Consider the following 13547-nt stretch of genomic DNA (forward strand, 5'->3'; position numbering starts at 1 on the left):
AGAGCAGAAATAACAAACATTTGTTCGGTCATTTCTACTCTTCATCTTCACTATTAAAATTATCAAGCTCAAAAATTTCTACTATTATATAACCGACAAAAATCGACGCCGAATCTATGTAAATGACCCATTCAGTAGGATAAAAACCCCTGTAAATTGAAGCGCCAAAAACGACGAAGGTCAGCATCACCCCGACGTATTTATTGCGCGTCAGCCTTGTAAACACTATAACAGTCGTTGCGGGAACGACCATTGCCATCATGTACCAATATAAATCCATAGGCTTACTCTCTGTTCAATATAGAATTCGTTATTTCAAAAAGTTCATCTTTCGGGATAAAACGCTCTTTCAGCATTTCAGTTAAAATATTTTCTAAAAAGTCCTGCACAGAAAGCAGGTGATCAAATCTTTTAATCGTTGCGAGCGACTCTTCGTATATTTCGAAAAACAACGGTTCGGGATTACGCTTTTGAATTTCGCCAAAAGATTCGTACAGCAGGTCAATTTTATCAGCAACTGAAAGAATTTGACCTTCAAGTGTACTGTCCTTGCCTTCTTTTAAACGTTCCTTGTAAATCTGCTGATATTCCGGCGGGAACTCTGCCTCAATAAATTTCGTCGTCATCGTCTCTTCCACTTCTAAAAAGAGCGTATTTAGTTCAAGAGACGCATATTTTACCGGCGTTTTAATATCCCCTGTGAAGATTTCAGGATAATCGTGGTTGAGCGCCTTTTCATAGAGCGAACGCCAGTCCACTTCATTTCCCTTATGCTCCTCAACAGTTCCAAGATATTGAGCAATCTTAGTCACCTTAAACGAATGTGCCGCAACATTATGTTCCTGATACTTAAACTTGCCTGGACATCTCACAAGTTTTTCAAGATCATTTAAACTTTTAAAATATTGGTGTACTCCCATTTACTGACGCTCCTTTACATAATTGATATAATTCGTAATCAATTCCGGACTGATTTCCCCGATATACGCACGAACGACTTCACCAGATGAATCTACGAAGAAAGTCGTCGGCATCAAGCTGATTTTAAACGTTTCAGTCATTTCTGCCTCATCAGTCAGTTCATACACTGGATACTGCACGTCATATGTTTCTAGAAACTCATCGCGATTTTGAACACTGTCATCAATATTTACCCCGACGACTTGAACACCCTCACCCGCAGTATCCTGAGCATACTCATTCAATTCCGGTGTTTCCCGCTTACACGGCTCACACCAGGAAGCGAAAAAATTCACGACTGTCACTTCATTATCTTTTATAATATCATTCAGCGGCTGCTCACTGTTAATCACCGCATTCGAACCCGTATCAAGTAAATTCAGCCCCACGGCATGATGATTATCACGCCCTTCAGAACTCTGCAGCGTTTCAAGACTCTGCTCTCTCATCTGATCATCCGACACATTAATCACCGCACCGATACTCACACCGACGAGCAGAAAGAACGCGATAAAAATTACCGTCCCAATAAGCTTTTTTCCCGTCATTCAAAACACTATCCCTCTAATATCATTTTAATCATTTTAACATACCGGTTATAAAAGTACCGCTGATGCAAGTTAAGAAAATGTGAAGAATACGTGAGCGGCTGAGAATTGGGACAGCCGCTGGTTACTTTGCTGTGGTTGTCGGGATGCTCGAATACCGGAATGTTAGATTCACTAAACTGTTCGGTCAGCTGAACATTTTCCTGATAAATACCGGTCAGATTTTGTGATTATCACTCTGTCTGTCTTTTTTCCATTGCTCATGCATTTCCTTCACTTTCTTATCGAGCTTTTTTATCTTCTTAAATGTAATTAAGTTCAAAAAACCAAGAATAATCAAAGAAGTGATTGAAACAGCTGTGTTATGATCCTGGGAAATGATTTTCATGCAGAGAACCTCCTAATATTAGATGATATAGTTGTGTGTTTTTGTTGGATTGTCCTCACACTGTCAGTCAAATCACTTTGAATGACAGTGTCGGATGTTATGAGTCCTTTTATCGTGTGTTTTTTTTGGATTTGGCGTCACACTGTCAGTCAAATCACTTTGAATGACACTGTCGGATGTTGTGAGGCCTTTTATCGTAAGTTTTTGCTGATTTGCCCTCACACTGTCAGTCAAATCACTTTGAATGACACTGTCGAATGTTGTGAGGCCTTTTATCGTAAGTTTTTGCTGATTTGCCCTCACACTGTCAGTCAAATCACTTTGAATGACACTGTATTTTATATATTAATATCCTATTTTATAAAATTTAATCTTGTATATACAAATAGCGGGAACCAAATCTATATAGCATAGACTGGATTCCCGCTGATTTATGAATAATGTATTTTAGTGGATAAAGTTATGGCTTGATACGTTTGAAGCACTGATTGTTCTAGTGCTCTTATCTCCAAGTCCGCCACCGAATTGCATTTCTGAAACTAAGATTGATCCGTCACCATTAACACGTTCTACAATTGCAACGTGACCTTGTCCATATGAACCATTAGTGTAAGCTGGTGCTTGCATAATTGATCCTACAGATGGTGTATTGTTCACTGAGTAGCCTGCTGCCTGCGCATTTGAAGCCCAGCTTTTAGCATCTCCCCAGCCATTTCCAACACTCATGCCCATTGAAGAGCGTTTTTCGAATACGTACCAAGCACAGCTGCCCCATGTATAGTAGTTAGTTCCGTTGCTTGCACTAGAAACCGGCGTTGCTGCTGCAGGTTGTGCCTGTTCAGCTTCCTCAGCTGCTGCTTGAGCTTCAGCTTCTTCTTGCGCTCTTTGTTCAGCAGCTCTTTGCTCTGCTGCTCTCTGTTCAGCTGCTGCTTGAGCTTCAGCTTCTTCTTGTGCTTTTTGTTCCGCTGCTGCTTGTGCTTGAGCTTCAGCTTCTTCTTGTGCTTTTTGTTCAGCTGCTGCTTGAGCTTCAGCTTCTTCTTGTGCTTTTTGTTCAGCTGCTGCTTGTGCTTGAGCTTCAGCTTCTTCTTGTGCTTTTTGTTCAGCTGCTGCTTGTGCTTGAGCTTCAGCCTCTTCTTGTGCTTTTTGTTCCGCTGCTGCTTGTGCTTGAGCTTCAGCTTCTTCTTGTGCTTTTTGTTCCGCTGCTGCTTGTGCTTGAGCTTCAGCTGCTTCTACTGCTTGAGCTTCAGCCGCCGCTTGTGCTTCAGCTTCTTCTTGAGCTGCAATTTCTTCAGCTGATGGTTCTTGTACTTCTTCAACAACTTCAGTTTCTGCTTCTTCTACAGCTGGTGCTGCAACTTCGACTTCTTCTGCCGGTGCAGTTTCTGCTGCTTGTACTTCTTCAACTGCAGGCTCTTCAGCCGATTCAGTTTCTGCAACTTCTTCTACAACTTCGACTTCTTCAGCTTCTTCTACTTCTTCAACAACAGGTGTTTCTGCAGATTCTTCAACTGCTACAATCGTTGATCCGTCTAAAGTCAGTTCTTGACCTGCAAAGATCAGGTCTGAAGATAAGTTATTTAATTTCATGATTTCATTGTAATCTAAAGATAAAGCCTCTCCGATTTCAGAAAGTGTATCTCCAGGTTTTACTATGTATGTAGATTTTTCATCATTTGCAGGAGCAGGTGCCGCTTCAACTTCAGCGTCCTTTTCAGCTTCTTCCGGGTTAACTGTTAATACATCCCCAGGGAAAATGACATCACTTGAAAGTTTGTTATCAGTTTTTAAATCTGCAACTGATGTACCAACTTCATTAGCTATCCCCCATAAAGTATCTCCGCTTGATATTGTATACTCATCTGCTGAAACCGCTGTTGCTGCTACACCTGTGATTGCTGTTAACGTTGCTACAGATACTACTGTCTTTTTCATAAAGTGAATTGCCTCCTACTGAATAATTTGTTTATATGTTTTATATGTATTTTGTCTGAATATCTCCGCTCGATATATCTATTACGGTACGAATAAAACTATATCATACTAAAATGGAGAAAAACGCTTTGTAATATACTTGTAATATAAAAGAAATTTAATAGAAATCTATACATCTAAAGTTTACAATCCCATTATCTTCTTCACACTTCTTACACGATAAACCCCCAAACACCATATAGTTATTTATTTTACCCATATTGACTCATAAAAAAATCACGGCAGTTAAAATAACTTACCGTGATCATAATTATTAATTTATTCTTTTCCTGCCAGCCATTCAACCAGTGCATCAAGTTCTGCCGGATCTTCTACCAGTCCGCCCGGCATTACATCTGTACCGTCCTCGATTGTCGTGCGGATTTCATCTTCTGATAATCTCGCACCGACTTCTGTTAAATCGGGTCCTGATGCACCTTCTAAATCAGCACCGTGACAACTGAAACATGAGGCGGCGCGGTATACCGCTTCACCATCAGCAGTTGAGGCGCCTTCGCTGCCTGTTTCTTCACCTGAACCGCATGCGCCGAGTAAAAGTACTAAGCCAAAACTTGCACTAAGCAGTATTTTTTTCATTGATCCATGACCTCCACATTTTACATACTCCAGCGCAGATAGGCGTGAATAAATGGTGATAAGTCACCGTCCATGACTTTGTCAGTATTGCCGACTTCGTAATTTGTTCTGTGGTCTTTTACCATAGAATACGGGTGGAATACATAGCTGCGTATTTGACTGCCCCAGCCAATTTCTTTTTGTTCACCTTTTATATTGTCAATTTCTGCACGCTGTTCTTCAAGTTTACGCTGATAAAGTTTTGCTTTTAACATTTGCATTGCCTGTTCGCGGTTTTTGATTTGTGACCGTTCATTTTGACACGTTACCACGACGCCTGTCGGCTGGTGCGTAATTCGTACAGCTGAGTCCGTCGTATTAACGTGCTGTCCGCCTGCCCCGCTCGAGCGGTAAGTATCAATTTTAATATCATCCGCATTGATTTCAATTTTTATGTCCGTATTTTTAAACTGCGGTGTCACTTCACAGGACACAAAAGATGTGTGACGACGGCCTGACGAGTCAAACGGCGAAATTCTAACCAGTCTGTGAACACCTTTTTCGGCTTTTAATAAACCGTAGGCATTCGGTCCTTTTATCGATAAAGACACGCTTTTCACACCAGCTTCGTCACCGCTTTGGTAATCAAGTGTATCAACTTTAAATCCTTCGGATTCACTATAGCGCTGATACATTCTTAAGAGCATCTCCGCCCAATCCTGAGATTCTGTTCCGCCGGCGCCGGGGTGCAGTTCCAGCATAGCATCCAGCTGATCGTGCTCACCGTTTAAGAGCAGATTTAATTCGTACGCTTCTATATTGTCCGAAGTTTCTTTCACCGATTCTTCCAATATTTCTGCCAGCTCTTCATCGTATTCTTCACGCAGCAGTTCATGAGATGTTTCAATATCATCTACAGCTGCTTCCAGGGTATTAAATCCATCTACAATTTTCTTCAGGTGGTTATTTGCCGCGATTATTTCATTTGCTTTGTCGCTGTCATTCCAAAAGTCCGGATCCAGCATCAATTCTTCATTTTCCTGAATTTGAGTCTCTTTATCTTCTAAGTCAAAGAGACCCCCTGAAGTCATTTAGTTTTTCTCTCGAGTGCTGTATAAAGTTTTTTACTTCGCTTAATTCCATATTCTGTCCCCTAACTTATTGTCCGTGGCAATTTTTATATTTTTTGCCTGAGCCGCAAGGACACGGATCGTTGCGGCCGACTTTGACCTGACGTTTAACCGGCTGTTTTTTAGCTTTCACTTTGCCGTCGCCTGTCTGCATTTGTTTTTTATCGACGACTTGTTCACGTTTCATTTCTTCATCTGTACGGACATTTGTTTTTATTACAAATTTCGCAGTATCATCTTCGATGCTGACAAGCATGTTTTCAAACATTTGTATCCCTTCGTTCTGGTATTCGCGAAGGGGATTAATTTGTCCGTAAGAACGTAAATGAATACCTGTTCTCAGCTGATCCATGCTGTCGATATGCTCGATCCATTTCTGGTCCATCGTACGGAGCATCATCATACGTTCGAATAAACGCATTTTCTCTTCGCCGAGTTTCTCTTCTTTTTGCTCGAGCTGGTCTTTAATTTTACCGATAACTGTGTCATAGATTTCGCTTGAATCTCTGCCTTTAATGTCATCAGCGCTGATGTCCTCTTCAGGCAGATACATATCAACCAGTGTTTTAACGTACTGATCATAATCGATATCATCTTCATTATCGAGATCGTAAAAGTCTACAGTACGCTGCACTGAGCGTTCGATCATATCATTTAAAAGATCCGACACATCATCCTGATCGATAATCTCATCGCGTTCACCGTAAATAATTTCACGCTGTTTACGCAGCACTTCATCGTATTCGAGCAGTTTTTTACGCGCGTCGAAGTTGTTTCCTTCTACACGTTTTTGTGATGATTCCACACCGCGTGAAATCATTTTACTCGTCAATTCTTCTTCGCTCATTCCCATGCGTTCCATCATCGCCTGAATTCTTTCAGAACCGAAACGGCGCATCAAATCATCTTCCAGTGACAGGTAGAAAGTACTTTCACCGACGTCACCCTGACGTCCGGAGCGCCCGCGGAGCTGATCGTCGATACGTCGTGATTCATGACGCTCCGTGCCAATCACAGCTAAACCGCCGAGTTCCTTAACGCCGTCACCGAGTTTAATATCCGTCCCGCGCCCGGCCATGTTTGTCGCGATGGTTACCGCGCCTTTTTTACCGGCTTCTTTAATAATTTCCGCTTCACGGCCGTGATTTTTAGCGTTCAATACGTTGTGTCGAATGCCGTGTTTTCTCAGCAGATTTGAAATCAGCTCACTCGTTTCAACTGCCACTGTACCGATTAAAATCGGCTGGCCTTTGCGGTGGCGCTCGATTACATCTTCGACCACTGCACGCAGCTTAATTTCTTCTGCGGCGTAAATTTTATCCGTATTATCAATTCTCGCTACCGGTCTGTTCGTCGGAATTTGCGTAACCCGCATGTTGTAAATATTCATGAATTCTTCTTCTTCAGTTTTCGCTGTCCCTGTCATACCTGACAGTTTATTAAAGAGACGGAAGAAGTTCTGGAAAGTAATCGACGCCATCGTGCGGGATTCATTTTGAATGTCTACGCCTTCTTTAGCTTCGATCGCCTGGTGCAGGCCGTCAGAAAAACGGCGGCCTTTCATCGTACGTCCGGTAAACTGGTCGACGATTAAAATTCCTTCATCTTCAACGACGTAGTCCACATCTCTTTCCATTGAGAAGTTCGCTTTCAGCGCCTGGTTAATATGGTGAAGCAGGCTGACGTGTTTAACATCGTATAAGTTATCGATCTTAAACCATTTCTCAGCTTTCTCCATACCGGATTCATTCAGCTGAATATTTCTTGTTTTAATATCGTATGTGTAGTCTTCATCTTCTTTCAGCATTTTAGAAAACTGATGCGCCTGTACATAATACGTTTCTCTGTCTTTTGCCTTGCCTGAAATAATTAAAGGCGTCCGTGCTTCATCGATTAAAATGGAGTCTACTTCATCGATCACGGCAAAGTTTAAACCGCGGAGCACGCGGTCCTGTTTGTAGGTCACCATGTTATCTCTTAAATAATCGAAACCGAGTTCGTTATTTGTCGTATACGTAATATCCGCTGCAAACGCCGCACGTTTTTCCGTGCTGTTTTTAGCGTTTAAGTTTAAACCGACAGTCAGGCCGAGGAAATTATAAAGCACTTCCAGTTCAGCCATTTGTATTTCTGATAAATACTCATTGACCGTAATTACGTGAACACCTTTTTGCGTCAATGCGTTTAAATAAACGGGCATCGTCGCTGTCAGAGTTTTACCTTCACCGGTTTTCATTTCAGCAATATCGCCTTTATGCAGTGCAATACCGCCCATGACTTGTACTTCGAACGGCTCCATGCCGAGCGTACGCTTTGATGCTTCTCTAACGACTGCAAATGCTTCCGGCAATATCTCGTCGAGCAATTTATCTTCCTGTTTTCTATCGTCTGCTGCTGCACTTAATTTCTCTTTGAATTCTGCTGTTTTATTTTTAATTTCATCATCGCTTAATTTTTCTATATCTGCCGACAGCTCGAGTACTTTCTGCGCCTGTTTACGGAGCGCCTTCAGTTCTCTTTTGTTGCCGTCGAACATCTTATCCAAAACACCCATGGATTTTCTCTCCCTCATGAAAAATTACCTGTTTATACATCATTACATTTTACCACCATTATAAAGGAAAATAAAATATGTAACATTAAAAAGCCCCTGAAAGCGACTAAACCGCTGTCAGGAGCTCGTGAATCACATATTAATTTGTTTCAATTAAACCGTATTTACCGTCTTTGCGGCGGTAAACAATACTTGTACCATCCGTTTCTCTATCATTAAAGACGAAGAAGTCATGGCCGAGCATATTCATTTGCAGTACTGCTTCTTCTGAATCCATCGGTTTTAATGTGAATTCTTTAGAACGGAAAATTGCAATGTCATCGCCATTTCCACTGTCTTCTTTTTCACCGTTTTCAAACGCTGATGCATTAAAGAAATCGGCTTCAGGGTTTTTCTCTCTGAATTTGCGGTTGATTTTAGTTTTGTGCTTGCGAATTTGTCTTTCCAGCTTATCGATTACTAAATCAACTGCTGCATAAAGATCATCGTGTCCCTCTTCCGCACGCAATGTTAAATCTTTCATAGGTATCGTAATTTCAACTTTACCGCGTTTGTTATTACGTACCTTGATATTTACGTGTGCATGCGTGTTTGGAACATCGTTGAAGTAACGTTCCAGTTTTGCAACCTTGTCCTCGATATGTTCGCGGATTGCATCTGTTACCTCAATGTTTTCGCCTCTGATTTCAACTCTAATCATGATGAGCCCTCCTTAATAATACCTTGTTCTTATCTTTATTATATCAAATGTGCTGCGTTTTTGAAAACGTTAACACATCAATATTCTGAAAATTTAAAGTGCTGATAATCTCAGCTGCCTGATGGACTGTTGTTCCTGTTGTATAAATATCATCGATGATGACTATATTCATACCCGAAAAATCATCCGCTCTAACATTTTCTTTTAAATAAAACGGATTTTCACTGTTCAGACGTTCATGTCTCGTTAAATCCGACTGCCGTTTCGACTTCTTCGTCCCAAGCAGTTCGGCATATTTGATCCCCAGCACATCGAGCACTGCCGATGTCTGATTATAAGTTCTTTCTTTTAAGCGCACTGTCGACACGGGAATCGGCACGACAGCATGATACGGTTTAAACGAAAAGCTGCACAAGAGTGCCAGCACCTCAGCCAGCGCATAATCTTTTACAAACTTATAACGGTGCATCAGCATCTTCGTTTCTTCATTATAGTCGGTCACCGTATATATTTTATTTATATGCGGATAAACTCCTATCAGCAGTTCGCAGTCACTGCATACTTCAGTTTTCTTATTAACGAGCTGATGGCAGCGGCCGCATCTTTCGCCCGGAAATTTAAAAGTCAGTTTTTCCCGGCAGGTTAAACATAAAGGCTCATCTCTTTTAAATAGTGAAACAAGTGTCGGCTCAGCAGCAATGACCGAATGACAGTACAGACATCTCATATCGCAGTCATCCCTTTGTTAAATTGTTTAATGGTTTTTATCGTCTGGCGAATACTGCCGGTATTAAAATCAGTCATCAGCCATATGCTGCCCGTTGGATCTTTAGGTTTTCGCCCAACCCGCCCGCATATTTGAATCAGGCTAGCGCTGTCGAAATCATGAGCATTCACAACGATGACGTCTAAATATAAAAATGTGACGCCGCGTTCTAAAATGGTCGTCGTCAGCAGTATATCGAGTTCTCCATCCCGCATTTGCTGCACTTTTTCATAGCGTGCTGGATCTTTGCTGTATACGGAATCGATACGCTTATATTGCTTTTTAAGCACTGCCGCTAACTGCTCCATCAATTGTATATCAGGGAAAAAGACCAGCACTTTTCGGTCTGCTGCAACAATTTGATCCAGCAGAACATTTAATTTAGGCGGAATTTTATCTTTTTTTATATATTTTTCAGCGTTGTGCCAAATAACTGATGGAATTGCGAGATCATGACCGTGATATCGTCTTGCAATCGTCACGATATTATTTTTGCCAGCCAGAGCTTTCATATCCGCAGTCGGCGTAGCTGTCATTAAAATAATGGACCCGTTATGTGCCGCAGCACGTTTAATCGTTTCCATAAGGAGCGGCTCTTCCGGTAAAGGAAACGCATCGACCTCATCGATAATAATTAGATCGTAGTGATTGATGAAATTAAAAAGCTGATGAACAGTGCAGACGGTAAAAGTATATGAAAATACTGATTTAACACCGCTGTACATTAAATCTATCCGCGTATTTTTAAACGCATCGCTCAATCTTAAATAGACTTCTTTCACCACATCAATTCTCGGTGATACAAATGCAACATTTAAGCCGTTTTCACGGGCGTATTTAATGCCTTCAAATGTAATTTCAGTTTTGCCCGCACCAGTGACAGCATAGAGCAGCAGATTATGATGGTTCTTTACAGCTTGCAGCAGACGGTCACTTGCCTGTTTTTGGACATCATTTAATTCAAAATCGAGCTGATATGAGATGTTATCTTTTTGCCGACGGGTCTGATATCCATAGAGCGGATTCACAGAATCCGAACGCCCGAGGGCAATGCAGTGCAGACAGTATGTCACGTTAAGCGCATCGTATTTAGAATAATAAGTATAGAACAGCTGTTTGTCTGTGTTGCCGCAGCGTCTGCAGCAGCTGTCTTTCACACCAGTCTCAAACATAATGTCATTCGCATGGTGATTTAAAATCATAAAATTCCCTCCAATAAAAAAACCGCAGCTTAAATAAGCTGCGGTTAAAATATATAAAATTATAAGCCTGTAATATCTACCGGATAGTTCGTATAACCGATACCAATGGCACCTTCGCCGACATGAGTGCCGACAACCGGACCGAATTCCTGCAGGACAAAAGTAATGTCCTGAAACTTCTCTTCAAATTCTTTTTTGATCTGCTCGCCAAATTCTTTTGCATTGGCATGAATAATGCAAACGGTTAATGATTTCTGATCGTGCTGTTCAAACTCACTTTGCAGCAGTGCTTCGATTTTCTGCAGTGCTTTTTTCTGAGTGCGGATTTTCTCAATCGCCACGATTTTTCCATCGTGGAATTCAAGTATCGGCTTAATTTTTAACAGTCCGCCGATCATTGCCTGAGCATTCGATAAACGGCCGCCCTTTTGCAAGTTCGTCAATGTATCGACTAAAAAGTAAGCATTCATATTCTCTTTACTCTTCATAAGATCTAAATCCGCTATAATCTCTTCGATGGATTTTGTCTTCAGATTTTGTGCAGCATACATCGCCATAAAGCCGAGCGGAGCTGCTGCAATGCCTGAATCTACGACGTGGACATTAATTCCATCTACACTGGCTGCAGCTGCTTGAGCACTCTGATGTGTTCCGCTGATTTCAGCAGACAGATGAAGGCTGAGCACATCTGTGTAACCCTCTCTGTAGAGCGATTCAAGCAGAAGAATATAATCTCCGATAGACGGCTGACTGGTCGTCGGCAATTCATCCAGTTCCTTCATCTTATCGTAATACCATGTATAATCAATTTCATTTTCTTTATAAATATCATCGCCGATAATAACATTCAGCGGGATTGTATATATATCATGAGCCTGCAGTATATGCTCAGGCAAATAAGTCGTCGAGTCTGCGACTACCGCAACTTTCATATGTGTCTCCTCCAATTCATCTCGATACTATTCTACTACATTACAGTCCTGTGATAAACTAATATGGAGGTGTTTTTATGGAACAAAAATACATAAACAGCAAAAATACAAATAATGAGATTGTTATTAAAAAATCCCGTTTTATAACCCATATAAAACGGACGGTATCAGAAGAAGAAGCGAAGGATTTTATCGATGAAATTAAAAAAGAACATAAAGCTGCCAACCATAATTGCAGTGCTTATATTATCGGTAAAAGTGCGCTGATTCAAAAAGCCGATGACGACGGTGAACCCCAGGGCATGGCAGGCGTGCCAATTCTTGAAGTGCTGAAAAAAGAAGAACTCTACAATGTTACTGTCGTTGTAACACGTTATTTCGGCGGAATTAAACTGGGCGGCGGCGGTTTAATCCGCGCGTATTCACAAAGTGCTTCAGCCGCAGTTGAAGCGGCAGGGAAAGTCATCGAAGTGCCGGTCGTCCCGTTGACTGTTTCACTCGATTATACCTTTACAAGCAAATTCGAACATTTCCTCGGCAATACAGAAGCATCTATAGTGTCGACGGATTATACCGATAAAGTGACTTATTTAATTCATGTTAAAGAAAAAGGTGCCGACGATATCGTCAACACCTTAAAAGAAATTACCAGCAACAGTTTTGAATATGAAGCGGGAGATATAATTACCGCGCTTGAAACTGTCTGATTATGGAATTCTGTTAAATATTTTTTGGAAAAAGTTCAGTACCGGCCGGCGGTTGGAGCCGATCAGATTGGTCGCTTCGACGACCAGATTCATAGTAAATAAGAGCAGTATAGCGATAATCACTGCCCCCGGCACGGTTGCAAGATACATAATCACTCCGCCGATTGCAAACAGCAATGCGATGAAATAAATCAGCACAACTGTTTCTCTGTGGGAAAAGCCGAGCTTCTGAACTCTGTGGTGCAGGTGATTTTTATCTGCCCGCCAGACGGATACACCTTCCCTGTACCGCCGGACTGCTGCAAAGAAAATATCCATAAACGGCACCCCGAGTATAATAATCGGGAAAAACAGCGATATGAATGTAATATTTTTAAAGCCGATAATCGACAGCACACCGATAATATAACCGAGCATCATTGCACCGTTATCACCGAGAAATGTTTTAGCCGGATGGAAGTTGTACGGTAAAAATCCGAGACAAGATCCGAGTAAAATTATACAGAGCATCATGACAAATATATTTTGCTGGAAGATGGTAATCACCGCGATACTCGCCAGTGCAATAATGACAACACCCGTTGCCAGACCATCCAGACCATCAATTAAATTAATTGCATTAATAATTGCAGCCATCCAAATCACCGTAACGAGAATTGAAAAGACACCGAAGTTAATTTCAAAACCAAACGGTGAAATCGTATCGATGACAATACCGTATGAAATCGGCACTGCAATAGCGATCAGCTGGCCGAAAAACTTAACGAGCGGTTTTAAATCATACTTGTCATCAACCAGTCCGATCAGGCAAATTAGCCACGCGCCGATAATAATCGGTTTATATTCAGTTTCAACAGGCTGAGCAAACAGCGTAACAGCTGTAAAACTCAGCAATATTGCAACGCCGCCGAGATATGGCATCGGCACTTTATGCACCTTGCGGTAGTTTGGATAATCTACAAATCCAAAACGCTTGGCCAAAAAGATAAGCAGCGGCACTATTAATAATGATATCGCGAACGATATACATAACATAAATAAAGTATACATTTTCTCACCCGTATTTTTAATCCAATTAAATATACCATATTCGGTATATTTTGTTCCCTTTTT

Annotated in this window: 13 protein-coding genes and 2 pseudogenes; 1 reads left to right on the top strand and 14 read right to left on the bottom strand. The window is 41.4% G+C overall.

Going from position 1 to position 13547, the window contains the following annotated elements; all coding sequences use genetic code 11:
- Positions 1 to 34 precede the first annotated feature (34 nt).
- The 13 genes and pseudogenes from IEU81_RS05240 to fakB all read right to left on the bottom strand — a co-directional run bounded on the left by IEU81_RS05240 (position 35) and on the right by fakB (position 11727).
- Positions 35 to 280 (bottom strand): CsbA family protein, encoded by a 246-nt coding sequence (locus IEU81_RS05240; protein ID WP_092597036.1) that lies wholly within the window; start codon positions 278 to 280, stop codon positions 35 to 37.
- A gap of 4 nt (positions 281 to 284) precedes the next feature.
- The gene (locus IEU81_RS05245) at positions 285 to 920 is read right to left on the bottom strand and encodes a YfbR-like 5'-deoxynucleotidase (RefSeq protein ID WP_092597033.1); all 636 of its coding nucleotides are present in this window, start codon (positions 918 to 920) and stop codon (positions 285 to 287) included.
- Positions 921 to 1508, bottom strand: a complete 588-nt coding sequence (locus IEU81_RS05250; RefSeq protein WP_092597030.1) for a TlpA disulfide reductase family protein — start codon at positions 1506 to 1508, stop codon at positions 921 to 923. It abuts the gene before it with no gap.
- A 217-nt stretch (positions 1509 to 1725) separates the two neighbouring features.
- Positions 1726 to 1896: a hypothetical protein gene (locus IEU81_RS05255; RefSeq protein ID WP_176760604.1), complete on the bottom strand. Its 171-nt coding sequence runs from the start codon at positions 1894 to 1896 to the stop codon at positions 1726 to 1728.
- A gap of 447 nt (positions 1897 to 2343) precedes the next feature.
- Positions 2344 to 3828, bottom strand: a complete 1485-nt coding sequence (locus IEU81_RS11100) for a CHAP domain-containing protein (protein WP_188352520.1) — start codon at positions 3826 to 3828, stop codon at positions 2344 to 2346.
- A 318-nt stretch (positions 3829 to 4146) separates the two neighbouring features.
- Complete coding sequence (locus IEU81_RS05265; RefSeq protein ID WP_186090575.1) at positions 4147 to 4464, bottom strand: c-type cytochrome; 318 nt, start codon at positions 4462 to 4464, stop codon at positions 4147 to 4149.
- 20 nt (positions 4465 to 4484) lie between these two features.
- A protein-coding gene (gene prfB / locus IEU81_RS05270; RefSeq protein ID WP_176760602.1) for a peptide chain release factor 2 occupies positions 4485 to 5586 on the bottom strand; the annotation gives its coding sequence in 2 pieces (ribosomal slippage) (positions 4485 to 5522 and positions 5524 to 5586; 1101 coding nt in all).
- Positions 5587 to 5601: 15 nt separating this feature from the next.
- Positions 5602 to 8127, bottom strand: a complete 2526-nt coding sequence (gene secA / locus IEU81_RS05275; RefSeq protein WP_186090819.1) for a preprotein translocase subunit SecA — start codon at positions 8125 to 8127, stop codon at positions 5602 to 5604.
- Between the two features lie 139 nt (positions 8128 to 8266).
- Positions 8267 to 8446, bottom strand: a pseudogene (locus tag IEU81_RS11105) (sigma 54 modulation/S30EA ribosomal C-terminal domain-containing protein); the annotation flags it as partial.
- Between the two features lie 77 nt (positions 8447 to 8523).
- Positions 8524 to 8827: pseudogene (gene hpf / locus IEU81_RS11110) on the bottom strand (ribosome hibernation-promoting factor, HPF/YfiA family); the annotation flags it as partial.
- Positions 8828 to 8870: 43 nt separating this feature from the next.
- A complete protein-coding gene (locus IEU81_RS05285; protein ID WP_092597011.1) occupies positions 8871 to 9554 on the bottom strand; it encodes a ComF family protein in 684 nt (227 codons plus the stop codon).
- Positions 9551 to 10795: a DEAD/DEAH box helicase family protein gene (locus IEU81_RS05290; RefSeq protein WP_186090579.1), complete on the bottom strand. Its 1245-nt coding sequence runs from the start codon at positions 10793 to 10795 to the stop codon at positions 9551 to 9553. The genes IEU81_RS05285 and IEU81_RS05290 overlap by 4 nt, the downstream gene beginning before the upstream one ends.
- 59 nt (positions 10796 to 10854) lie before the next feature.
- Positions 10855 to 11727 (bottom strand): DegV family protein, encoded by an 873-nt coding sequence (fakB, locus tag IEU81_RS05295; RefSeq protein ID WP_186090581.1) that lies wholly within the window; start codon positions 11725 to 11727, stop codon positions 10855 to 10857.
- A 77-nt stretch (positions 11728 to 11804) separates the two neighbouring features.
- Here fakB and IEU81_RS05300 point away from each other — a divergent pair, with 77 nt between their 5' ends.
- Positions 11805 to 12434 carry a YigZ family protein gene (locus IEU81_RS05300; RefSeq protein WP_186090583.1) on the top strand — a complete coding sequence of 210 codons (630 nt, stop codon included), beginning with the start codon at positions 11805 to 11807 and terminating at the stop codon, positions 12432 to 12434.
- Here IEU81_RS05300 and IEU81_RS05305 read toward each other — a convergent pair whose 3' ends face one another.
- Positions 12435 to 13484: a glycosyltransferase family 4 protein gene (locus tag IEU81_RS05305; protein ID WP_186090585.1), complete on the bottom strand. Its 1050-nt coding sequence runs from the start codon at positions 13482 to 13484 to the stop codon at positions 12435 to 12437.
- Positions 13485 to 13547 lie beyond the last annotated feature (63 nt).

This window comes from Jeotgalicoccus aerolatus (genome assembly GCF_014635205.1).
Lineage (GTDB): Bacteria > Bacillota > Bacilli > Staphylococcales > Salinicoccaceae > Jeotgalicoccus > Jeotgalicoccus aerolatus.